Annotated in this window: 17 protein-coding genes and 1 pseudogene; 14 read left to right on the top strand and 4 right to left on the bottom strand. The window is 52.6% G+C overall.

Annotated elements, in window-relative coordinates; translation table 11 throughout:
* The first annotated feature begins 76 nt into the window (after positions 1 to 76).
* From ACPUC7_RS16320 to ACPUC7_RS16290, 7 genes are all read left to right on the top strand, one after another.
* The gene (locus ACPUC7_RS16320; RefSeq protein WP_494923699.1) at positions 77 to 2,335 is read left to right on the top strand and encodes a DNA internalization-related competence protein ComEC/Rec2; all 2,259 of its coding nucleotides are present in this window, start codon (positions 77 to 79) and stop codon (positions 2,333 to 2,335) included.
* A 34-nt stretch (positions 2,336 to 2,369) separates the two neighbouring features.
* The gene (gene msbA / locus ACPUC7_RS16315; RefSeq protein WP_494923698.1) at positions 2,370 to 4,118 is read left to right on the top strand and encodes a lipid A ABC transporter ATP-binding protein/permease MsbA; all 1,749 of its coding nucleotides are present in this window, start codon (positions 2,370 to 2,372) and stop codon (positions 4,116 to 4,118) included.
* Entirely contained in the window at positions 4,115 to 5,101 is a 987-nt protein-coding gene (lpxK, locus tag ACPUC7_RS16310; protein ID WP_494923697.1) for a tetraacyldisaccharide 4'-kinase, read from the top strand. The genes msbA and lpxK overlap by 4 nt, the downstream gene beginning before the upstream one ends.
* A gap of 22 nt (positions 5,102 to 5,123) precedes the next feature.
* Positions 5,124 to 6,341, top strand: coding sequence for a winged helix-turn-helix domain-containing protein (locus tag ACPUC7_RS16305; protein ID WP_494923696.1), 1,218 nt, complete (start codon positions 5,124 to 5,126; stop codon positions 6,339 to 6,341).
* 88 nt (positions 6,342 to 6,429) lie between these two features.
* Entirely contained in the window at positions 6,430 to 6,612 is a 183-nt protein-coding gene (locus ACPUC7_RS16300) for a Trm112 family protein (protein ID WP_007887424.1), read from the top strand.
* Positions 6,609 to 7,358: a 3-deoxy-manno-octulosonate cytidylyltransferase gene (gene kdsB / locus ACPUC7_RS16295; RefSeq protein WP_494923695.1), complete on the top strand. Its 750-nt coding sequence runs from the start codon at positions 6,609 to 6,611 to the stop codon at positions 7,356 to 7,358. Before ACPUC7_RS16300 ends, kdsB begins: the two co-directional genes overlap by 4 nt.
* Before the next feature lie 110 nt (positions 7,359 to 7,468).
* Positions 7,469 to 8,362 (top strand): YcbJ family phosphotransferase, encoded by an 894-nt coding sequence (locus ACPUC7_RS16290; RefSeq protein ID WP_494923694.1) that lies wholly within the window; start codon positions 7,469 to 7,471, stop codon positions 8,360 to 8,362.
* Here the strand turns inward: ACPUC7_RS16290 and elyC are convergent.
* Positions 8,342 to 9,127 (bottom strand): envelope biogenesis factor ElyC, encoded by a 786-nt coding sequence (gene elyC, locus ACPUC7_RS16285; RefSeq protein WP_494923693.1) that lies wholly within the window; start codon positions 9,125 to 9,127, stop codon positions 8,342 to 8,344. The genes ACPUC7_RS16290 and elyC overlap by 21 nt on opposite strands.
* 124 nt (positions 9,128 to 9,251) lie before the next feature.
* Between elyC and cmoM the strand changes: the two genes are divergently transcribed.
* The 7 genes and pseudogenes from cmoM to ACPUC7_RS16250 all read left to right on the top strand — a co-directional run bounded on the left by cmoM (position 9,252) and on the right by ACPUC7_RS16250 (position 19,924).
* Complete coding sequence (cmoM, locus tag ACPUC7_RS16280) at positions 9,252 to 10,022, top strand: tRNA uridine 5-oxyacetic acid(34) methyltransferase CmoM (protein WP_494923692.1); 771 nt, start codon at positions 9,252 to 9,254, stop codon at positions 10,020 to 10,022.
* An 11-nt stretch (positions 10,023 to 10,033) separates the two neighbouring features.
* Positions 10,034 to 11,356, top strand: a complete 1,323-nt coding sequence (gene mukF / locus ACPUC7_RS16275; RefSeq protein ID WP_343551758.1) for a chromosome partition protein MukF — start codon at positions 10,034 to 10,036, stop codon at positions 11,354 to 11,356.
* Positions 11,337 to 12,071: a chromosome partition protein MukE gene (gene mukE, locus ACPUC7_RS16270; RefSeq protein WP_494923691.1), complete on the top strand. Its 735-nt coding sequence runs from the start codon at positions 11,337 to 11,339 to the stop codon at positions 12,069 to 12,071. The genes mukF and mukE overlap by 20 nt, the downstream gene beginning before the upstream one ends.
* On the top strand, positions 12,068 to 16,534 hold the full coding sequence (gene mukB, locus ACPUC7_RS16265) for a chromosome partition protein MukB (protein WP_494923690.1): 4,467 nt from the start codon (positions 12,068 to 12,070) through the stop codon (positions 16,532 to 16,534). The genes mukE and mukB overlap by 4 nt, the downstream gene beginning before the upstream one ends.
* Before the next feature lie 291 nt (positions 16,535 to 16,825).
* Positions 16,826 to 18,517: pseudogene (gene ldtD / locus ACPUC7_RS16260) on the top strand (L,D-transpeptidase); the annotation flags it as partial.
* A gap of 186 nt (positions 18,518 to 18,703) precedes the next feature.
* The gene (mepK, locus tag ACPUC7_RS16255; protein WP_343551762.1) at positions 18,704 to 19,255 is read left to right on the top strand and encodes a peptidoglycan L,D-endopeptidase MepK; all 552 of its coding nucleotides are present in this window, start codon (positions 18,704 to 18,706) and stop codon (positions 19,253 to 19,255) included.
* 36 nt (positions 19,256 to 19,291) lie between these two features.
* The gene (locus tag ACPUC7_RS16250; protein ID WP_494923689.1) at positions 19,292 to 19,924 is read left to right on the top strand and encodes an MBL fold metallo-hydrolase; all 633 of its coding nucleotides are present in this window, start codon (positions 19,292 to 19,294) and stop codon (positions 19,922 to 19,924) included.
* A gap of 44 nt (positions 19,925 to 19,968) precedes the next feature.
* Here ACPUC7_RS16250 and ACPUC7_RS16245 read toward each other — a convergent pair whose 3' ends face one another.
* The 3 genes from ACPUC7_RS16245 to asnS all read right to left on the bottom strand — a co-directional run bounded on the left by ACPUC7_RS16245 (position 19,969) and on the right by asnS (position 24,196).
* The gene (locus ACPUC7_RS16245) at positions 19,969 to 21,159 is read right to left on the bottom strand and encodes an amino acid aminotransferase (RefSeq protein WP_494923688.1); all 1,191 of its coding nucleotides are present in this window, start codon (positions 21,157 to 21,159) and stop codon (positions 19,969 to 19,971) included.
* A 199-nt stretch (positions 21,160 to 21,358) separates the two neighbouring features.
* A complete protein-coding gene (gene ompF, locus ACPUC7_RS16240) occupies positions 21,359 to 22,495 on the bottom strand; it encodes a porin OmpF (protein WP_494923687.1) in 1,137 nt (378 codons plus the stop codon).
* Between the two features lie 300 nt (positions 22,496 to 22,795).
* Positions 22,796 to 24,196, bottom strand: coding sequence for an asparagine--tRNA ligase (gene asnS / locus ACPUC7_RS16235; RefSeq protein WP_494923686.1), 1,401 nt, complete (start codon positions 24,194 to 24,196; stop codon positions 22,796 to 22,798).
* Positions 24,197 to 24,311 lie beyond the last annotated feature (115 nt).

Genomic DNA, 24,311 nt, shown 5'->3' with positions numbered 1-24,311 from the left:
TCGATAATTCACATTTCCTTAGCAGCATCCCTTGTCCATTCTCGTCACACTCTTGTTCACATCAGGGAGAGTGTAAATGCAGATTAATTGTATCGTGCTAGCAAGGATGATGATCGTCGCGGTCTTACCATTAGGTGTGTTGGCGCAAATTCCTGAATTGGGTTCAATAGCCGCGATTACTGGTTGCGCGATAATTATGGGGCTAAATCAGAGTTCATGGTTTCGGATGACTGGTATCATGCTAGTGCTGCTGACATGGGCACTACTTGAAGCACGCCAACTGGTGAATAGCATTGAGCAGTTAGTTGCCTCGCCTTTACAAACTAGCGTTCTTATCACGGAAGTTCGAGGTGAGAAACAACAGTTAACAGCACAAATCGTACGTATTGGGGAGCATTATCAATTTCCGCCAATATTTGTCACGCTCAATAACTCTCAATCAGATGTGCATTTTTGCGCGGGCCAACGCTGGCAAATGAAACTGCAAATGCGCGCAGTACACGGCAGATTAAATGAAGGTGAATTCGATCTGCAGCGTTTTGCGTTGTCTAACCATTCTCCATTCCAGGGGCGGATTCTCAGCCAACAGCCGGAATCACTGATGTGTAGTTGGCGGACGCGCTTAATCAATTACCACTTGCCGATGTTCGCTTCATTAGAAAACTCTGCAATCGTGAAAGCGCTGGCATTCGGTATGCGCGATGACATGACAGAAGAGCAACGCCAACTGTTGCGTGAAACGGGTACTGCCCATCTGATGGCCATTTCAGGCATGCATATTGCGCTCGCAGCGAGTCTAGGATGGCTACTGGCTCGTGCTTTACAACTATTCCTGCCTGCTCAATTAATCGGTTACTTATTTCCACTGCTGATCAGCGTGATGGCTGCTGTGACATATAGCTGGATTTCAGGCAGTCATGCACCGGCTCAACGTGCCACGTTTGCGTTGATGCTTTGGCTAGGAATGCGCACTGCGGGATGGCAAGCAAGTGGTTGGCAAGTGTGGACGTTGTGTGTCGGCGGATTGCTGGCGCTTGATCCGCTAACGGTATTATCAGAAAGCTTCTGGTTGTCAGCGCTGGCAGTAGCAATGCTGATTGGCTGGTATCAATGGTTTCCTTTGCCTCTGCGTTTACGTGCCCAACGCAGATGGCTGCTGCTGCAACTGCTGCATCTCCAGATTGGCATGATGGTGCTCATGGCCCCGTTACAAATTTATCTGTTCCACGGAATTAGCTTAAGTGCTCTGCTGGCAAATTTAATGGCCGTTCCGGTGGTGTCCTTTATCACGGTTCCCCTGATCTTGCTGGCGATGTTGATGCCTATAGCATCGGCATCTTCGGGGTTATGGTCACTTGCCGATTTGTCTATAAACAAAGTGCTGCAGGGATTGCAGTGGTTACCAGTCGGGTGGTGGGCATGGAGTGATAGCCTGCCAGCTATAGCGCTGCTTTGGGGAGGATTACTCCTCTGGCGAAGTGGTCTCATTTATTACTGCATCATGCCGACTTTTAGCCTGTTTTTTGCGATCACATTTTGGCGCGCCAATACTCAGCGTGATGATTGGCAAATTGACATGATTGATGTGGGGCACGGATTAGCCATCGCCATCACACAAGGAAATGAAGTGGTGATGTATGACGCAGGCCCTGGCTGGAAGAAGGATGATGCCGGTTCACGCGTAATTTTGCCTTGGCTGCAATTTCAGGGCAAAAGTTTGCATTCTCTGATACTCAGCCACAAGCATCTTGATCACCGAGGTGGTCTAAACTCATTGCTCGACGCCAATCCAATGCTGAGTATACGCAGTGCATTGATGGAAAATGGGCACCTTCCTTGCCATCGAGGGCAGCAGTGGCAGTGGGGAAAGTTGCAATTCACCGCGTTATGGCCGCCAGCTCATCATGCGCAAGGGCAAAACAATGATTCCTGCGTGGTACGTGTGGATGATGGGCAAGTTAGCTTGCTGCTCACAGGTGATATTGAATTAGATGCCGAACGAAAAATTGTTGCCCTGGAAAAAGAGAAGCTAAACACCACACTGTTGCAGGTACCACATCATGGCAGCCGTACTTCATCAGGGCCATTACTGTTACGTAATGTTGCAGGACAAGCTGCATTTGCGTCAGTGGCGCGTTACAACGCCTGGCGTATGCCCGCCCAAGCCGTAGTGCAGCGCTATCGAGAGAATGGCTATCTATGGTTCGACACAGCACAATCCGGTCAGATTCACATTGGTATTCAGCAAGGTCATTGGCAAATTAAGGGCTTAAGAGAGCAAATAATGCCCCGCTGGTATCATCAGTGGTTTGGCGTCAAACGTGAATCCAGGTAGAATGAGCGGCTATTTCAAACAGCGTGAATAAATAATGCATCAAGATAAAGATCTCTCAACGTGGCAGACATTCCGTCGACTTTGGCCGATGATTGCGCCCCACAAGGCTGGCCTGTATGTGTCAGCCGTGGCGCTGATACTCAATGCGGCAGGCGATACCCTGATGCTCTCTCTGTTGAAGCCTTTACTGGATGATGGTTTCGGTAAAGCTGACAGATCCGTAATGCTGTGGATGCCTTTAGTCGTAATTGGTTTGATGTTGGTTCGCGGTGTGACCAGCTATATCTCTAGCTACTGTATTTCCTGGGTTTCTGGCAACGTGGTGATGAACATGCGTCGCCGTTTATTCGGCCATATGATGGGGATGCCGGTTACTTTCTTTGATCAGCAATCCACTGGCACATTGTTGTCACGTATTACCTACGATTCGGAACAGGTTGCCTCTTCCTCTTCAAGTGCGCTTGTGACAGTCGTGCGTGAAGGTGCCTCGATCATTGGTTTGTTCATCATGATGTTCTATTACAGCTGGCAGCTGTCGCTGATTCTCATCGTCTTAGCACCTATCGTGTCATTCGCTATTCGTACGGTGTCGAAACGCTTCCGTAACATCAGCAAGAACATGCAGAACACCATGGGGCAGGTGACAACCAGCGCAGAACAGATGCTGAAAGGGCACAAAGAAGTGCTGATTTTTGGTGGTCAGGAAGTTGAAGCCCAGCGTTTTTCGCAAGTCAGCAATAAGATGCGTCAGCAGGGCATGAAGTTAGTCTCAGCGTCCTCCATTTCTGATCCGGTTATTCAGCTCATTGCCTCATTAGCTCTGGCATTTGTGCTTTACGCGGCAAGCTTCCCAAGCGTGATGGATACACTGACTGCCGGTACCATCACCGTGGTGTTTTCTTCGATGATCGCACTTATGCGTCCGCTGAAATCGCTGACTAACGTCAATGCGCAGTTCCAGCGCGGTATGGCGGCATGCCAGACGTTGTTCTCCATCCTCGACAGCGAACAAGAAGTGGATACGGGCAAGCGTGAAATGGCTCGCGCCAAAGGTGATGTTGAATTCCGTAATGTGACTTTCACCTACCCAGGTCGTGATATCCCAGCGTTGCGCGATATCAACTTGTCACTGCCAGCAGGCAAAACGGTCGCGCTGGTTGGGCGTTCAGGCTCCGGTAAATCCACCATGGCCAGTTTGTTGACGCGTTTCTACGATATCGATAGCGGTGAGATTTTGCTAGATGGGCACGATCTGCGCGAATACACCTTGAGTTCATTGCGTAATCAGGTGGCATTGGTTTCTCAGAACGTGCATCTGTTCAACGACACCATTGCCAATAACATTGCCTATGCGCGCACCGGGCAGTACACCCGTGAGCAGATAGAACAAGCAGCGACCATGGCGCATGCAATGGATTTCATCAAGAAAATGGACAACGGTCTTGATACGGTGATTGGCGAAAACGGCGTGCTGTTGTCAGGTGGACAGCGCCAGCGTATTGCGATTGCGCGCGCGTTACTGCGTGACTGCCCAATTCTGATCCTTGATGAAGCCACCTCGGCGTTGGATACCGAATCAGAACGTGCAATCCAGGCCGCACTGGATGAGTTACAGAAGAACCGTACCTCATTGGTGATTGCGCACCGCCTGTCGACCATCGAAAAAGCCGATGAAATTGTGGTGGTGGAAGATGGTCGTATTGTTGAACGTGGTACGCATACTGTTCTGCTGGAACAGAAGGGTGCCTATGCGCAACTTCACAAACTGCAGTTTGGTCAATGATTGAACGCATCTGGAGCGGTCGCTCGCCACTGTGGCTGCTGCTTTGGCCGCTAAGCTTGCTGTATGGGGCGATCACCTGGCTGATTCGCCTCAGCTTCCAACGCGGTTGGCGCAAAAGCTGGCGAGCACCTTGTCCGGTTATCATCGTCGGCAATCTTACTGCCGGCGGCAATGGTAAAACGCCTGTGGTTATCTGGCTGGTGCAAGAGCTGCAGCAGCGTGGATTACGTCCCGGCGTGGTTTCCCGTGGCTACGGCGGTAAAGCTGAACGCTATCCGTTATTGGTTACGGCTGAAACGCCAACGGCTCAGGCTGGTGATGAACCTGTCTTGATTGCCCAGCGTACGCGGGCACCGGTGGCGGTTGCTCCTCAGCGCCGTCTGGCGGTGGAAGCCTTACTCGCAGCGCAGGATGTGGATGTGATCATCACGGATGATGGGCTACAACACTATGCGTTGCAGCGCGATCGTGAAATCGTGGTGGTGGACGGGATGCGCCGTTTTGGTAATGGCTGGTGGTTACCGGCCGGACCGATGCGCGAGCGTGCATCACGGCTGCAAGATGTCGATGCGGTGATCGTTAACGGCGGTGCGGCACAGGCTGACGAAATCGCCATGACGTTGCAGCCAGGTCTAGCGATTAATTTAATTAGCGGCGAGACGGCGGAAGTAAACCAACTGTCGAATATTGTCGCTATGGCCGGTATCGGTCATCCACCTCGCTTCTTCGACACTCTCAAGCAGCAAGGCGTCAACACCATCGCGGAAGTTGCTTTTGCCGATCACCATGCCTATAGCGAAGACGAATTACGTTTGTTAACGCATGACGGTCAATGTTTGCTGATGACGGAAAAAGATGCGGTGAAATGCCGCAGTTTCGCGCGTCCGAATTGGTGGTATCTGCCGGTTGATGCGCATTTGCAGGGAACCAAAGTAGCTATCTTGCTGGATGATATTGCCCACCTCTGCACTCGCGTGCGTTAATTTTCTGAAAGGGAAAAGAGCCATGAATCTCACCGCTTCCCTCTCGCTCCAAACTGCTCGTCATCTGCATTTAGCTGCTCAGGGGCTTCTGCGTCCACTTGGCCGTCGGGCGCGGTTTGCCGATATTCACGCCACCGTTCGTCAAATGTCTCTGCTGCAAATCGACACCATTAATGTGGTGGCGCGCAGTCCTTATCTGGTGCTATTCAGTCGCCTTGGAACCTATCCGACCAATTGGCTGGAAGAGGCGCTGGCATCGGGATCGCTGTTTGAATATTGGGCGCATGAAGCTTGCTTCATTCCGTTTGAAGATTACTCTTTACTACGCCATCGGATGTTAGAGCCGCAGCGACTGGGCTGGAAATATAACGCCGAGTGGGTTGAAGAACATCAACAGGAAATTGCTGAGCTGCTGGAGCACATTGCCAGCAACGGCCCCGTGCGAGCCGCTGACTTCAGTAATGACAAACAAATTAAACCGGGCTGGTGGGCTTGGAAGCCGCACAAACGTCACCTGGAAAATTTGTTTAGCGCGGGCAAATTGATGGTGGTTGAACGACGTAATTTCCAGCGCGTTTACGATCTACACAGCCGTGTAATGCCGGATTGGATTGATAAAGAGCATGCCTTGAGTGAAGACGACGCCGTGATACGCATGCTGAATCACAGTGCGCGTAGCCTCGGCATTTTCCGTGTAACTTGGCTGGCGGATTACTATCGCCTCAAGCGTGCACCCCTTAAATCATGGTTAACCGATGCGGCTGAGCGCGGCGAGATCGTGCAGGTTGAAGTCGAGCAATTGGGCGAAATGTGGCTACATCGCAGTTTATTGCCCTTACTGGAAAATCCCTTAACAGCAACTCATACCGCGCTGTTGTCGCCGTTCGATCCGGTGGTATGGGATCGGCGTCGCGCGCTCGAGCTGTTCAATTTCGATTATCGCATTGAGTGCTATACGCCAGCAGAAAAGCGCAAATACGGTTATTTCGTCTTGCCGGTATTGCACCGTGGCGCATTGAAAGCCCGTATTGATGCCAAAATGGAGCGCCAGGCACAGCAATTGGTGATTCGTGCACTTTGGTTAGAACCCGATACGCGCATCAGCAATGCATTTCTCAATGATGTGCAAAAAGTCATTAATCGCTTTGCCCAATGGCAAGGCGCGAATGAAGTGATTATTGAAAATGCCCCGGCTGAACTGCTGGATGCGTGGTCAAATCGTTGGCTGATTAGTGTTTGAAAGCGCGATATTGCAAGTGCCTGCCATCATAAGCGCCAAGGTAAATATGCTATGCTAGCTGACTAAATCGGTCCTGAAGGAGAAGATTATGGATCATCGTTTACTCGAAATTGTTGCCTGCCCAGTGTGCAACGGAAAATTGTATTTCAACAAAGAACAGCAAGAGCTGATTTGCAAGCCTGACGGCCTGGCTTACCCGGTTCGCGACGGTATTCCGGTGCTGCTGGAGGTTGAAGCGCGCACGTTATCTGTTGAAGAGATTCATCCATGAGTTTTGTTGCCATTATTCCTGCACGTTATGCGTCAACGCGCCTGCCGGGCAAACCGTTGGTGGATATTCAAGGCAAACCGATGGTACTGCACGTGATGGAGCGCGCACGTGAATCGGGTGCTGATCGTGTGATAGTTGCGACCGATCATCCCGATGTCGCAGCAGCAGTGACTGCGGCTGGCGGTGAAGTGTGCATGACGCGACTTGATCATCAATCTGGCACCGAGCGTTTGGCGGAAGTGATTGAGAAATATCAATTTGCCGATGACACCATTATCGTCAACGTGCAGGGCGATGAGCCGATGATACCGGCTGAGATTGTGCGTCAAGTGGCGGGCAATTTAGCGCAGTCCGAGGCGGGGATGGCGACGCTGGCAGTGCCGATTACCGATGCGGAAGAAGCCTTTAATCCCAACGCGGTGAAAGTGGTGATGGACGCCAAGGGCTATGCGCTGTACTTCTCACGCGCGACCATTCCGTGGGATCGCGAGCGTTACGCGCGTTCACGTGAGCAAATCGGTGACACATTGCTGCGCCATTTAGGCATTTATGCCTATCGCGCTGGATTTGTTCGTCGCTACATCGCGTGGGAGCCTTGCCCGCTGGAGCACATTGAGCTGCTCGAACAACTGCGGGTGTTGTGGTACGGTGAAAAAATTCACGTTGCGGTGGCAAAAACCATTCCTAGCGTGGGAGTGGATACGCCGGAAGACCTTGAGCGCGTTCGCCGCGCGATGCAGGGCTAATCTCCGACCGGCCAGCGCCTCTTGCTGGCCGTAAAGTTTGATCTGGCGCTAGGTTTCTCGCCGCCATCGCCTCCAGCATATTCTAGCCATTTTATTTCGGAGGATATCGCATGGAACAGCTCCGTTCAGAATTGACGTTGGTGCTAGGTGAAAGCATCAGCCGTCTTGAAACTATCAGCGAACAGGCGCAAACGCGGCTTTACGCGTTGTACGATAACGACGGAAAACCGATGCCATTGGTGGCGAAGTATTTTCGTCATCAGGGACGCGCTGCGCTGGAAGCCAAAAAGCTCACCATGCTCAGTCACGATGGTTTAGTTGCGGTGCCTGCGGTATTCGGCTTGGTGCTCAGTCAGCAAAAACCGGTACACGAAATGCTGCTGATGGCGCGTTTTAATGGTGTATCGGCGGAAGCGCCGGCACGTAATGCTGCGCGCTGGGAGCAGCTGTGCGAGCAGATGGTGGAAGGCGTGTTGGCGTGGCATCGCATAGACAGCCATGGTTTAGTCGGCAGCGTAGACAGCGTGCAGGAAAACAACTGGCCTGCGTGGTATCGCCAGCGGGTTGAAGTGTTGTGGTCAACTTTGGGCTATCTTTCGCCGCCATTTTTCACGCTGGAAGATCGACAGATTCTGTTCCGCAGTCGTCAACTTTTGCCACGCATGTTTACCGGCTTCGACGATCCATGTGTGCTGGTGCACGGTAACTGGCGTTTAGCCAGCATGCTCAAGGAAGCGCATAGCGATCAACTGATTGCGATGATGCAGCCGGGCAATATTCTCTGGGCACCGCGCGAATATGATTTGATGCGCCTGGCAGATAGCGGAGCCGAAGCGTCATTGCTGCAACACTATTTGCAGCGCGCTCCCGTGTCGGAAGGTTTCCTCTGGCGGCGCTGGTTATATCAGCTTTGGGATTGCATCGACACCCTGGTGAGCAGCGGGCAATTTGATCGCCCACGTTTTGATAACGCCCGCGAACAATTACTCCCCTGGTTGGGATGAGTCGAGATCGCCGCCGCGCAATCGCAGCCATGTTTGCCCCAACGTTTCGTAGATCGCCCGTTCACTGTGACTTAGCCAAACCGGCGAAGGGAGCACACGTTCCCACCAATTTAACGGCGAAGTGATCGCGAGCTGATTAGCCGGTGCAGCTAAAGGGTTCATGCCGGCACGTTGGAAAAACTGCATGGCACGTGGCAGGTGATTGGCTGACGTCACCAACAAGAACGGATGTTGGCCAATGGTTTGTTTCACCACTCTTGCTTCATCTTGCGTGTCACGAGGTTGATCGAGCTGAATAATGGCCTCACGCGGCACGCCCAAACTCTCCGCCACTTCAGCCGCAACGCTGGCACTGCTGCGCGGATTCTCGCCCGCTGCCGCACCAGTAAAAATCATCTTCGCCTGTGGATAGCGTCGCCACAGACGCACACCTTCAGTAACACGCGGCAGACTATTGCTGATCAAATTCGAACTCGGTGCCCAATTCGGATTGAAGGTGTAGCCGCCACCCAGTACCACGATATAATCGATCGGCTCGTTTCCGTTCCATGTTGCATAGCGATCTTCGAGCGGCAACAGCAAACGATCGGCGACCGGTTGCAGGCTTAAGAGCAGCAGCAGGAGCCAGCTAATTGAGATGAGGATTTTGCCGCTTTTTTGCCAGCGGCTAAACCAGAGCAGTAAAAGTCCCGCTGCCATCAGCAATATCAGCAGGGGCAAAGGGAGCAACATCCCGCCAATTACTTTTTTTAACGCGAAAAACATGGGAAATTGCTCCTTTTGTCCGAAAAAACAGCAGCCAGACAGTTACGGTGGCATGAAAGGTTCATTCTTGATGAGCCTGTGACAAAATAGCACAAGTTGAATGCAGCAAAGCGGAGCCATCATCATGCAGGATCGTAACTTTGACGATCTGGCGGACAAATTCTCACAGAACATTTATGGCACGCGCAAAGGGCAAGTGCGTCAGGCGATTGTCTGGGACGAACTCGACGCCCTGTTACCCACGTTGCCAGATGGGCCGCTAAAGGTGCTGGATGCCGGTGGCGGAGTGGGGCAAATCTCAAGTGGCCTCGCCGCGCGCGGTCATCAAGTGCTGCTATGCGATCTCTCTGGCGAAATGCTCAAGCTGGCCGAAGCGCATGCCCAAGCCGCGGGTGTGAGCCACAACATGCAATTCAAACAAATTAGCGCCCAGCAGGTGGGTGAACATTTGGATACGCAGGTTGATCTGGTATTGTTTCACGCGGTGTTGGAATGGGTGGCGCAACCGGAAGAAGTGTTGCAAGCGCTGTGGCATACATTAAAACCCGGCGGCGTGTTGTCATTGATGTTTTACAACGCGCACGGCCTGACCTTCCGCACCCTGACGCTCGGCAATTTCGGCTATATGCGCGCCAATATGAGCAAGCGCAAAAAGCGCACGTTGTCGCCCGATTTTCCGCGCGACCCCGATGATGTCTCGCGCTGGCTAACAGATTGCGGATTTGAAATTGAACGGCGTGCTGGTATTCGCGTCTTCTGTGATTACATGAAGCCGCAACCCGGCGCAGGGAAGAGCGTTGAGGAAATCATTGAGATGGAACGGCGTTTCTGTCGCCAGGAGCCCTTTTTAAGCTTAGGGCGCTATATCCACGTGACCGCGCGCAAACCCAGGTAGAAGGATCAACTATGAGCGAATTTTCCCAGACGGTCCCCGAATTGGTGGCATGGGCGCGCAAGAATGACTTTTCACTTGCGCTGCCGGTAGAACGTCTGGCCTTTTTGCTGGCTATCGCCACCTTAAACGGTGAGCGTATGGACGGCGAGATGACCGAAGGCGAGCTGATTGACGCATTTCGTCACGTTAGCAAGGCTTTCGAACAAACCCACGAAACCGTGCAGGTACGCGCTAACAACGCCATCAATGATATGGTGCGTCAGCGTTTACTTAATCGCTTCACCAGCGAGTTGACCGAAGGCCACGCGATATATCGTCTGACGCCGCTGGCCATCGGCATTACCGACTATTACATCCGCCAGCGTGAATTCTCCACGCTGCGCCTGTCGATGCAATTGTCGATCGTCGCCCAAGAGCTGAAACGCGCCGCGGATGCCGCCGAGGAAGACGGCGACGAATTTCACTGGCATCGCAACGTGTTTGCGCCGCTGAAATATTCGGTAGCGGAGATCTTCGATAGCATCGATATGACGCAACGTCTGATGGATGAGCAGCAGCAAGCGGTGAAAACCGACATCGCCGATCTGCTTAACAAAGATTGGCGCGCGGCGATCTCCAGCTGTGAAATGTTGCTGTCGGAAACCTCCGGTACCCTGCGCGAGTTGCAGGATACGCTGGAAGCCGCAGGCGACAAATTGCAGGCCAATTTGTTGCGTATTCAGGATGCGACGCTCAGCAGCCCGGATCTCGGGTTTGTCGATAAGCTGGTGTTCGATCTGCAAAACAAGCTGGATCGCATCATCAGTTGGGGCCAGCAAGCCATCGATTTGTGGATCGGCTACGACCGCCACGTTCACAAATTTATTCGTACCGCCATCGACATGGACAAAAACCGCGTGTTTGCGCAGCGTTTGCGCTTGTCGGTGCAGAACTACTTCGACCAGCCATGGGCGCTCACTTACGCCAATGCCGATCGCCTTTACGATATGCGTGATGAAGAGATGACGCTGCGTAATGACGAAGTGATGGGCGAGTTGCCGCCGGAGATGGAATACGAAGAGTTTAATGAGATTCGCGAGCAGTTGGCCGCGATGATCGAAGAAGCGCTGCAAATTTATAAGCTGGAGCAAAAGCCGCTCCATCTCGCCACGGTGATGCGCGATTACCTGTCGCAATATCCACGTGCGCGCCACTTTGATCTGGCGCGTATCGTCATCGATCAAGCGGTGCGACTCGGCGTGGCCGAAGCTGATTTAGCCGGTCTGCCCGCGCAATGGCAGGCCATTAATGATTACGGAGCCAAGGTGCAGGCACATGTCATCGACAAATATTGAACAAGTGATGCCAGTAAAACTGGCATTGGCTCTGGCTAACCCGATTTTCCCGGCGCTCGATAGCCAATTACGTGCTGGACGCCACATTGGTATTGAAGAGCTGGATAATCACGCCTTCCTGATGGATTACCAGGAATATCTCGAAGAGTTTTACGCTCGCTACAACGTCGAGTTGATTCGCGCGCCAGAAGGCTTCTTCTATTTACGCCCGCGTTCCACCACCTTGATCCCACGTTCGGTGCTGTCTGAACTGGATATGATGGTCGGCAAAATACTTTGTTATCTCTATCTCAGCCCGGAACGTCTGGCGAATGAAGGCATCTTCACGCAGCAAGAGCTGTATGACGAGTTGCTATCGCTGGCCGATGAAAGCAAATTGCTGAAGTTGGTGAACCAGCGTTCAACCGGCTCCGATCTCGATCGCGCCAAGCTGCAAGAAAAAATGCGTGCTTCACTGAGCCGCCTGCGCCGTCTCGGCATGGTGTGGTATATGGGCAACGACAACAGCAAATTCCGCATCACCGAATCGGTGTTCCGCTTTGGCGCTGACGTGCGCAGCGGTGACGACGCGCGTGAAGCGCAGTTGCGCCTGATTCGTGATGGCGAAGCGATGACGCTGGAAAGCACGCCAGCCGCGGCAGAAAATGAAGAAACAGATAACGATTTTGACGCTGAGAGCGACGCAAGTGATAACGCGGAGGATGAACAAGCATGATTGAACGCGGTAAATTTCGTTCGCTAACGCTGATCAACTGGAACGGCTTTTTTGCCCGTACTTTTGATCTTGATGCGCTGGTGACCACGCTTTCGGGCGGTAACGGTGCCGGTAAATCCACCACCATGGCCGCCTTCGTGACGGCGATGATTCCTGACCTAACGCTGCTGCACTTCCGTAACACCACTGAAGCTGGCGCGACCTCCGGTTCCCGTGATAAAGGCTTGCACGGTAAATTGCGTGCGGGTGTCTGTTATTCGGTGCTGGACGTGGTGAACTCCCGTCATCAACGCGTGATTGTCGGCGTGCGTCTGCAGCAAGTGGCTGGGCGCGATAAAAAAGTGGATATCAAGCCGTTCAGTATTCATGGCTTGCCGAGCGATTCGCAGCCGACCGATATGCTGACCGAAGTCCTTAATAATCGTCAGGCGCGCGTTGTGCCGCTGGCGGAAGTGAAGGAGCGCGTGGAAGCGCAAGAAGGCGTGCAGTTCCGCCAGTACAACTCGGTGACTGATTATCATGCGGTACTGTTTGAACTCGGCGTGGTGCCGCGTCGTCTGCGCAACGCCAGCGATCGCAGCAAGTTCTATCGCCTGATCGAAGCCTCGCTGTACGGCGGTATTTCCAGCGCCATCACCCGATCGCTGCGTGATTACCTGCTGCCGGAAAATGGCGGCGTGCGTAAAGCGTTCCAGGATATGGAAGCCGCGCTGCGTGAAAACCGTATGACGTTGGAAGCGATTCGCGTTACGCAATCGGATCGCGATCTGTTCAAGCATTTGATTTCCGAAGCCACCAGCTATGTTTCCGCCGACTACATGCGTCACGCCAATGAGCGTCGCATTCATCTCGACGGTGCGCTGCAACTGCGCAGCGAACTGTTCACCAGCCGTAATCAGTTGGTTTCCGAGCAGTATCGCCACATCGAAATGGCGCGCGAGTTGTCGGAGCATAACGGTGCGGAAAGCGATCTGGAAACCGATTATCAAGGTGCCAGCGATCATCTCAATCTGGTGCAAACCGCCATGCGCCAGCAGGAAAAAATCGAACGCTACGATGCCGATCTCGAAGAGCTGACCTATCGCCTCGAAGAACAGAACGAAGTGGTGGCTGAAGCGCGCGAAGTGCAGGAAGAGAATGAAGCGCGCGCTGAAGCGGCTGAAGTGGAAGTGGATGAGCTGAAAAGCCAGCTCGCCGATTTCCAGCAGGCGCTCGACGTGCAGCAGACGCGCGCCATCCAGTATCAGCAAGCGTTGCAGGCGCTGGAAAAAGCGCGCACGCAATGCCAGTTGCCGGACTTAAGCATTGATAACGCGGCCGAATGGCAGGAAACCTTCCAGGCGCGCGAAGAAGAAGCCACCGAGCAGTTGCTGCGTCTGGAGCAGAAACTCAGCGTGGCCGAAGCCGCGCACAGCCAGTTCGAGCAGGCGTTGACTTTAGTCACCAGCATTGCCGGCGATGTCGGTCGTCAGGATGCGTGGCAAGTTGGCCGTGAACTGCTGCGCGATGCCGCCAATCAGCGTCATCACGCCGATCAGCTCTCCTCGTTGCGTCTGCGTTTGAATGAACTGGAAACGCGTCTGCGCGAGCAGCATGATGCCGAACGTTTGCTGGCGGATTTCTGTAAACGTCAGGGCCAGCAATACGATGCAGATGCGTTGGATGGCTTGCTGCGTGAACTGGAAGCGCAGATTGAACAGCTCAACAGCAGCGTAGCGGATGCCGGTGAACGTCGCATGTTGATGCGTCAGGAGCTTGAGCAACTGCGTGAACGCATCACTACATTGACCGCGCGCGCCCCGCATTGGCTGGCGGCGCAGGAAATTCTGACGCAATTAAGTGAACAAACCGGTCAGGAGCTGACCAGCAGCCAGCAAATCACCGAATTCATGCAGCAATTGCTGGAGCGCGAGCGTGAAACCACGGTTGAGCGCGACGAATTAGCGGCACGTAAGCGTGAAGTTGAACAACAGATTGAGCGCTTGAGTCAACCGGGCGGCGCGGAAGATGCACGCCTAACGCAGTTGGCGGAACGTTTCGGCGGCGTGCTGCTGTCGGAAATTTACGACGACGTGACGCTCGACGATGCGCCGTACTTCTCGGCGTTGTATGGCCCATCACGCCACGCCATCGTGGTGCCGGATTTGTCGCTGGTACGTGAATTACTCGACGGACTCGACGATTGCCCAGAAGATCTCTATTTGATCGAAGGTGATCCGCAAGCGTTTGACGATAGCGTGTTCAGCGTCGAAGAGCTGGAAAAAGCGGTGGTGGTGAAAGTCGCGGAGCGTCAGTGGCGCTACTCTCGCTTCCCGAAAGTACCGCTGTTTGGCCGTGCAGCACGTGAAAACCAGCTGGAATTGCTGAATAACGAACGTGAACAGTTGGCAGAACGTTATGCCACCCTGTCGTTCGATGTGCAGAAAACGCAGCGTTTGCATCAATCTTTCAGCCGTTTCATTGGCAGCCATTTAGCGGTGGCATTTGATGAAGATCCGGAAGCACTGATTCGTCAGCTCAACAACCGCCGTGGTGAGCTGGAGCGCGCGCTGGCGCAGCACGAAAATGATAATCAGCAGCAACGTGCGCAGTTTGAACAGGCCAAAGAGGGCGTGAGCCAACTGAACCGCTTACTGCCGCGCGTCAATTTGCTGCTTGATGATACACTCGGCGATCGTTGCGAAGAGATTCGTGAACGCGTTGAAGAAGCGCAAGAAGCCGCGCGTTTCCTGCATCAACATGGCACGAAACTCAGCAAGCTGGAGCCGCTGATTTCGGTGCTGCAAAGCGATCCGCAGCAGCACGATCAGCTGCAACGCGATTATCAACAGGCCCAGCAGCAGCAGCGCGATGCCCGTCAGCAGGCGTTTGCCCTGACTGAAGTGGTGCAGCGCCGTGCGCACTTTAACTACGAAAGTTCAGCGGGCATGTTGGGCGGCAATTCCGATCTCAACGAACAGTTGCGTCAGCGTCTCGAGCATGCGGAAAGCGAGCGCAGCCGCGCGCGCGAACGCCTGCGCGGACATCAGGCGCAGTTGACGCAGTATTCGCAAGTGTTGGCCTCGCTGAAAAGTTCTTACGATGCCAAGCGCGACATGCTGAAAGAGTTACAGCAAGAGATGCAAGATATCGGCGTTCACGCTGACGCCAGCGCGGAAGAACGCGCGCGTGCGCGTCGTGATGAGCTGTATACCGCACTGAGCCACAACCGTGCGCGTCGCAATCAGCTGGAAAAACAGATCACCTTCTGCGAAGCGGAAATGGACAGCTTGCAGAAGAAATTGCGCAAGCTGGAGCGCGATTATCATCAGATCCGTGAGCAAGTCGTCAGTGCGAAAGCCGGTTGGTGCACGGTATTGCGTCTGGTGAAAGAGAACGGCGTGGAGCGTCGTCTGCATCGCCGTGAACTGGCTTATCTCAGCGGTGATGAACTGCGCTCGATGTCGGATAAGGCATTGGGTGCGCTGCGTCTGGCGGTTGCGGATAACGAACATCTGCGCGATGTGTTGCGTATGTCCGAAGATCCGAAGCGGCCGGAGCGCAAGATTCAGTTCTTTATCGCGGTGTATCAGCATCTGCGCGAGCGTATTCGTCAGGACATCATTCGTACTGACGATCCGGTTGAAGCCATCGAGCAGATGGAAATCGAACTGAACCGCCTGACCGAAGAGTTGACCGCGCGTGAACAGACGCTGGCGATCAGCTCTCGCAGTGCAGCGAACATCATTCGCAAAACCATTCAGCGTGAGCAAAACCGTATTCGCCAACTGAACCAGGGCTTGCAAGCCGTGAGCTTTGGTCAGGTGCGTAGCGTGCGCCTCAACGTTAACGTGCGTGAGGCACATTCAACGCTGCTGGATACGCTGTCGGAAGAGCATGAACAGCATCAGGATCTGTTTACCAGCAACCGCTTAACCTTCTCAGAAGCGCTGGCGAAGCTGTATCAACGTCTGAATCCGCAAATCGATATGGGCCAGCGCACGCCGCAAACCATTGGTGAAGAGCTGCTCGACTACCGCAACTATCTGGAAATGGAAGTGGAAGTTAACCGTGGATCTGACGGTTGGCTGCGTGCCGAAAGTGGCGCACTTTCTACCGGTGAAGCGATCGGTACCGGTATGTCGATTTTGGTGATGGTGGTGCAAAGCTGGGAAGAGGAATCTCGTCGTCTGCGTGGCAAAGACATTTCTCCGTGCCGTCTGTTGTTCCTTGATGAAGCGGCGCGTCTTGATGCGCGTTCCATCGCTACACTTTTTGAGCTATGCGAACGTCTGGAAATGCAGCTGGTTATCGCAGCGCCAGAGAATATTAGTCCTGAGAAAGGCACCACTTACAAACTGGTACGTAAAGTGTTTAACAACACCGAACACGTGCATGTGGTTGGTTTGCGAGGCTTCTCTGCGGATCCTTCGCCGGTGAAACAAGAAAACCCAGGGTTAGGTCTGGAAATAGAAAATACCTAGCGCTGAATCTGGTTAAAAAACAGCACTACGTTTAATCTGTAAACGGCATCGGCACTTAGAGGCAGATGCCGTTTTTTATTCGTATACTCAACATTATGAGTAGGGTTGTACATGGCGATTTCAGGGCGCTGTGTCATTGGTGAGAAGGGGGCAGGGATGTTGCTGAACAATAAGAGCAAAATGAACCGCGCTGCAATTGCACTCGGTTTATCACTGGTATTATCTCCGCTGGCTACCAGCTATGCGGCGATCACGTCTACGTTGCCCAACTCCACGCAAAGCACGATGACTGTTGCAGCCAGCCAGCATCAGATTCAGCAGGCGTTTAGCGCCGCAGAACAACCTTTCTACTTGCCTGGCTTAGCCGGCATTTATGCGTCGCGCAATATGGCGCCGCTGTGGCAGGATCATGATGCTGTGCAGGCTTTCCAGCAGCAACTGGCGGAAGTGGCACTTTCCGGCGTACAGCCGCAGTTTACACGCTGGGTTGAGCGGCTGACCAATCCCAACATCAAAGGCTTCGCGCGCGATGTGGTGCTGAGTGATGCGATGCTGGGCTATCTGCAATTTGTTGCGAATGTGCCAACACAGGGTGAAACCTGGCTTTACAGCAACGTGCCGTACAAACTCACCATGCCAGCGCTGGCAGCGATCAACCAATGGCAGAATGCGGTGAACGGTGGCGGCAGTCGTAGCTTTGTTATGTCCTTGCAGCCGCAACATCCGCAATATGCCTTGATGCACAATGCGCTGAAAACCTTATTGACCGATCATCGTCCGTGGCCGCAGCTGATGGACAAAGGCACGCTGCGTCCGGGACAGGTGAGCAATGATGTGCCTGCACTGCGTGAGATTTTGCAACGCACCGGCATGTTAACTGCCAGTCACAGCAGCACGCCAACGCCAGCGGAAGATGCGGTGCCTACCGCGCCGGTTCCGGTGAGCCAGAGTAATCAGCCAGTCGCGGTCAGCCCGTCTGCCGCTAACTTTGATGATATCGACGCGGGTTCAGCTCTCGCTCAAACCCCTGAAGTAGCCAATAATGCTGTTGCTCCTCCGCCAGCGTCTGGCCCCAATGTGTATGACAATACATTGGTGGAAGGCGTTAAGCGCTTCCAGCACTGGCAGGGATTGGCCGATGATGGTGCGATTGGTCCGCGTACCCGTGAATGGCTGAATGTGTCACCACAGATGCGTGCCTCGCTGCTGGCGCTGAATATCCAGCGTTTGCGTTTGCTGCCAGATGACATGCACAACGGCATCATGGTCAACATCCCAAACTATTCCCTGACCTACTACAACAATGGCGCGACAATTCTATCTTCACGCGTGATTGTGGGACGTCCGGACCGCAAAACGCCGTTGATGCGTAGCGCTTTGAATAATGTGGTGCTCAATCCACCGTGGAATGTGCCGACCACGCTGGTGCGTCAGGATATTGTGCCGAAGGTGAAACAGGATCCGAGCTATTTGTATAAGCACGGCTACACGCTGTTATCGGGCTGGAGCGCGGATGCAGAAGTGATCGATCCTTCAATGATTGATTGGCATATGGTCTCGGCCGCCAGTTTCCCATACCGCATTCGTCAGGCACCCGGCGCGACTAACTCGTTAGGTCGTTACAAATTCAATATGCCAAGTTCCGATGCTATCTATCTGCATGACACGCCGAACCACACGCTGTTCCAACGCGATATCCGTGCGTTAAGTTCGGGCTGCGTGCGTGTGAACAAAGCTTCGGAACTGGCCGATTTGCTGTTGCAGGACGTCGGCTGGAACGATGGTCGCATTTCTGACACGTTGAAAGAGGGAAACACCCGTTACGTGTCGATTCGTCATCGTATCCCAGTTAACCTCTACTATCTGACCGCTTGGGTTGCTGATGATGGACAACCGCAATATCGTACAGATATTTACAATTATGATAATCCTGCCCGTTCCGGTAGCCAGGTCTTAAGTAAAGCAGGACAATTGCTACTTTAGTGCTTGATTTGTTTATCCTCCTTTAATCAGAAATTTCCCAAGACCAGTCTCGAAAAGTTGATTTCGAGCTGGTTTTGGTCATGTTGTGCCATTCTCTGGGTTGACTGAGTGCCAGGCGACAGTTAATGTTCGGCCTGTGCACTTTTTGCGCATATTTCATCCGCTTTAAATAGGTAACCCCGCTTCATGGCTAATTTTGATTCTCAACGTCGTCGATTACTGTTAATTGGAGGCGCAGCAGCTGGATTGTCATTGCTTCCTGGCTCCGCACTGGCTTCGCTTTCAACCGCACGCCCACGAGTATTGACACTTAGTAACCTTCACACCGGCGAAACCCTCAAAACTGAGTTTTTCAATGGTAAGCGTTATGACAAGGATGAGTTAGCCCGCTTAAATCACTTCTTCCGCGATTACCGCGCCAACCAAGTCAAGAACATCGATCCACACCTGTTTGATCAGCTTTATCGCTTACAAACATTGTTGGATACGCGTAAACCCGTTCAACTGATTTCGGGTTATCGCACGCTGGCGACCAACAATATGTTGCGTGAATCTGGTCCTGGCGTGGCGAAGAAGAGCTATCACACCAAAGGACAAGCGATGGATTTCCATATTGAGGGAATTTCGTTGAGCAATGTTCGCAAAGCGGCGTTATCTATGCGCGCTGGTGGTGTAGGATATTACCCGCGCAGCAACTTCGTACACATAGATACCGGGCCTGCAAGGCACTGGTCCTGATACCGGCAGCGCTGCGTGTGTCGGTCATGGAGCGCTATGAATTACCTAATTATTCCGGTTACGGCTTTTTCCCAGAACTGTTCAGTCATTTGGGATGATGAAACCCAACAAGCCGCACTGGTTGATCCCGGTGGCGATGCGGAAACCATCAAAGCCGTGCTGGCTGAGCGTGGTTTAACGCCGTCACAAATCTTGCTCACCCACGGACACCTTGATCATGTTGGCGCCGCAGCGGAGCTCGCAGCACATTATCAGGTGCCAATTGTTGGGCCACATCCGCTTGATGCATTCTGGCTGGATAATCTGCCCACCCAAAGCCGTATGTTTGGTTTGCCGGAATGCGCGCCGCTTGCGCCAGATCGCTGGTTGGAAGAGGGTGAAACGGTGCAACTTGGCAATACGACGTTGGAAGTGCTGCTTTGTCCTGGCCATACACCGGGACATATCGTGTTTTTCGACCGCGCTGGCCGCCTGCTCATTTCTGGCGATGTGATTTTTAACGGTGGTGTCGGGCGAACCGATTTCCCGCAGGGCAGTCATAGTGATTTAATCGCAGCGATTAAAACCAAGCTGCTGCCGCTCGGCGATGATGTGACTTTTGTGCCTGGCCACGGTCCAATTTCAACCTTGGGACGTGAACGAATCAGTAATCCATTCCTGCAAGCATAAAAAAATGGGCCGTAATGGCCCATTATGTTTTATCGCTATAACGATTAAAGCACCGCGACAATCGCCTCACACAACGCAGACATATTGTCTGGCGTCATACCGGCCACGTTGACGCGACCCGAATTTACAGCATAAACGCCGAACTCTTCGCGCAAACGAATCACCTGATCTTTGGTCAAGCCGCTGAACGAAAACATGCCGTTTTGCTTGATAATGAAGCTAAAGTCTTGCTTCGCACCTTTTTCCGCCAGCGTATTCACAAACAGCTGACGCATACGCTGGATACGCTGGCGCATATCGGTCAGTTCCTGAATCCAGATAGTGCGCAGCGCTTCGTTACTAAGAATGGTCGCGACTACGGCCGCACCGTGTGACGGTGGGTTAGAGTAATTAGCGCGGATAGTGTATTTCACCTGGCTGAACGATGTTTTCGCCACATCACTATTAGCGGCAACCAACGTCAGTGCACCAACTCGTTCGTTGTACAAACCAAAGTTTTTGGAATAAGAGCTGGCGACAATCAGTTCCTGATGTGAAGCGGCAAAAATGCGCAGACCTTCAGCATCCTCGTCCAGGCCACGCGCAAAACCTTGATAGGCGAAATCAAACAGTGGCAGCCAGCCTTTGTCCTGTGACAGCTGCGCCAACTGCTGCCATTGCTCAGCCGAAGGATCGACGCCGGTTGGGTTATGGCAGCAACCGTGGAACAGCACCACATCACCAGCTTTGGCTTCTTGCAGCGATGCCAGCATCGCGTTGAAATCAAGGCTATGCGATACCGCGTCATAGTAATCGTAATCGCACACTTCTAGACCAGCGGCATTGAACACATTTTTGTGATTTGGCCAGCTTGGATTGCTCACCCAAACGCGTTTGACGCTAGTCTGGTTCGCCAGGAAATCTGCTGCGACACGCAATGCGCCGGTGCCACCGGGGGTTTGCGCCGTGCAAGCACGTCCCGTAGAGATCAGTGTGCTCTCTTTCCCGAACAATAATTCTTGTGTGCAACGAGCGAAATCAGCCAAGCCATCAATGCTGAGGTAATTCTTGGTGGTTTCATTTTCCAGCAGATATTGCTCAGCCTTTTTAACACTGGTGAGCACCGGAGTTTTACCGGTTTCATCTTTATAGACACCAATGCCAAGGTTGATTTTATTCGGGCGGTCATCGGCGCGGAACAGGTCAGCTAATCCCAAAATAGGATCGGCGGGTGCGGCAGAGATCGATTCAAACATGAGTCAGGTCCAGTTGCGTGAACTTTAGCGAAATGAGCTATCAGGTTAGCGTTAGACGACACGCTTGCCAACCGCTGACATAAAAAAGAAATAAGTCGAGTGTATAAAGTAGTGGCGCTAATTGAGAAGCCGATCACTGAAATGCAAAACGGAGCCCGAAGGCTCCGTTTTTAGGTCTTACACAATGCTAATCAGGTGATTAGAACTGGTATACCAGACCAACAGCTACAACGTCGTCGGTAGCCAGACCCAGTGGGTTGTCATCGTTCAACTGGTTGATTTTGTAATCAACATAGGTAGCCATGTTTTTGTTGAAGTAGTAGGTTGCGCCCACATCGATGTATTTAACCAGGTCAGCATCGCCAACGCCTTCGATGTCTTTGCCTTTAGACTGCACGTAAGCGATGGACGGACGCAGACCGAAGTCGAACTGGTACTGTGCAACAACTTCGAAGTTCTGAGCTTTGTTAGCGAAGCCAGAAACGGTAGTTTGAGTACCGTCAGCCAGAGTTGCTTGTGCGCCTGAAATTGGCGTTGAGTTACGGGTTTCACCGTACATTGCAGCCAGGTATACGTTGTTAGCGTCATATTTCAGAGCAGTTGCCCAGTTTTCAGCACGCTTACCAGCACCAACACCAGTTGCTACTGCAGTACCGTCGCTATCAACCACTGTGCCTGCAGATTGCAGGTTAGTACGATCGCTGCTGCTATAAGCTGCTGCTACGCCAACACCGATTGGTGAGGTGTATGAAGTTGACAGGCCATAGCCGTCACCGTTGGCACGGCGGATGTCAGAACGATCGTTTTTGCCCTGGTACTGTACTGCGAAGTTCCAACCGTCAACCAGACCGAAGAAGTTGGTGTTACGGTAGGTCAGCAGACCGGTGCTACGACCGTTCATGAAGTTATCTGAATAACCAGAGTCGCCACCGAATTCTGGCAGAACGTCGGTCCAGCCGATTGCGTCATACACAACGCCGTAGTTACGACCGTAGTCGATTGAGCCGGCATCACCGAATTTCAGACCAGCAAAGCCCAGACGGGTTTTGTTGCCGTCTTGTGCGTCAGAACCTTCAGAGTTGTTAGCCTGAACGTTGTATTCCCACTGGCCGTAACCGGTCAGTTGGTCATTAATCTGGGTTTCACCCTTGAAGCCGAAGCGAACATAAGTCTGGTCGCCATCGCTGCCAGCATCATCAGAGAAATAGTGCAGACCAACAGCTTTACCGTACAGGTCCAGCTTGTTGCCGTCTTTATTATAAATTTCTGCTGCGTTTGCTGCACCAGCAGCTAACAGAGCTGGAATAACCACTGCAAGAATGTTGCGCTTCATCATTATTTATTACCCTCATTGGAGTTATTTGGACATCTGCCACTGCCGTCAAGAAACCTTTACAGGAACCTTGAGAGAAGTTTGATGTCTCCTGTGTCTGCACGCATCTTTCCATCACAGGGTTGCTAATTCTAGCCCGAAAATGATTCAAATCTCTCGATTAAGTATCAAAAGGAAAATATGTATTACAAAATGTAAAATATTGGGAACTTTGTGAGAGAACTCTAAATTTACAAAAATAAAAAAAGGCCGGCTAGGCCGACCTCTTTATATATATGAATTACTTATAATTAATGGCGAAAATCAGAAATTCGCATTGCGTGGCGTACGTGGGAAGGGGATAACATCCCTTACATTTTGTACACCCGTGACATAGGCTATTAATCGTTCGAAACCTAATCCAAAGCCAGCGTGTGGCACAGTGCCATAGCGACGCAGATCACGATACCACCAATAATCTTCTTTATTCAGACCCATTTCAGCCAGACGCGCATCCAGCACATCCAAACGTTCTTCACGTTGTGAACCCCCGATGATTTCACCGATTCCTGGCGCGAGAACATCCATCGCTGCCACGGTTTTGCCATCTTCGTTCATGCGCATATAGAAAGCTTTGATGTCTTTCGGATAGTTTTTCACCACCACCGGCGCTTTAAAGTGCTGCTCGGCGAGATAACGCTCGTGTTCAGACGACAGATCAACACCCCATGAAACCGGGTTTTCGAAGGTCTGACCGCTCTTCAGCAGGATCTCAACCGCGTCGGTGTAATCCACCTGTGCAAAGTCAGTGGTGACGAAACGCTCCAGACGCGCGATGGCATCTTTATCGACGCGCTCGGCAAAGAATGCCATGTCATCAGCACGTTCATTCAGAACCGCCTGGAACACGTATTTCAGCATGGATTCAGCCAGTGCAGCCGCATCGTCCAGCGTAGCGAAAGCGATTTCCGGCTCCAGCATCCAGAATTCAGCCAAATGGCGGCTGGTGTTGGAGTTTTCTGCGCGGAAGGTTGGGCCAAAGGTATAAACCTTGGACAAGGCGCAGGCATAGGTTTCCGCGTTGAGCTGACCGGAAACGGTCAGGAAGGCTTCTTTGCCGAAGAAATCTTTATCGAAATCGATTTTTCCCTGCGGATCGCGCGGCAGGTTTTCCAGGTCCAGCGTTGAAACGCGGAACATCTCGCCAGCACCTTCGGTATCCGAAGCGGTGATCAGCGGGGTCGACACCCAGAAATAGCCGTTTTCGTGGAAGAAGCGATGCAGCGCTTGCGCCAACGTGTGACGAACACGCGCGACAGCACCCACCAGGTTGGTACGCGGACGCAGGTGCGCGACTTCACGCAGATATTCGATGCTGTGACGTTTCGCCGCCATCGGATAGGTATCCGGATCATCCACCCAACCGGTGACTTCCACGTTGGTGGCTTGCAGTTCGAATGCCTGACCTTCACCCGGCGACTCAACCACTTTGCCGGTAATAATCACTGAGCAGCCGGTGGTCAGACGCAGCACTTCGTCCTGATAATTATTCAGAGAATTATTGACGACGGCCTGAACGGGATTAAAGCAGGAACCGTCATAAACGGCGATGAAGGAAAGACCGGCTTTTGAATCTCTTCGGGTACGCACCCAACCACGTACGGTGACTTCACTGTCAACCGCGACACGGCCGTGCAGTACATCCGCTACAGGCACTACGCTCATAAATATCTCTCTATATATAAGAAGAAGGGTCAATAAAATCCCCATTCCGGGGTTTTGCTATGTTACTTACGAGCCAACAGGAAACAAGCAAAATTGCCGGATTAACAGGAGATTT

It is taken from the genome of Pantoea sp. CFCC18179, from assembly GCF_059412405.1.
This window is presented reverse-complemented; position numbering and strand designations above follow the sequence as displayed.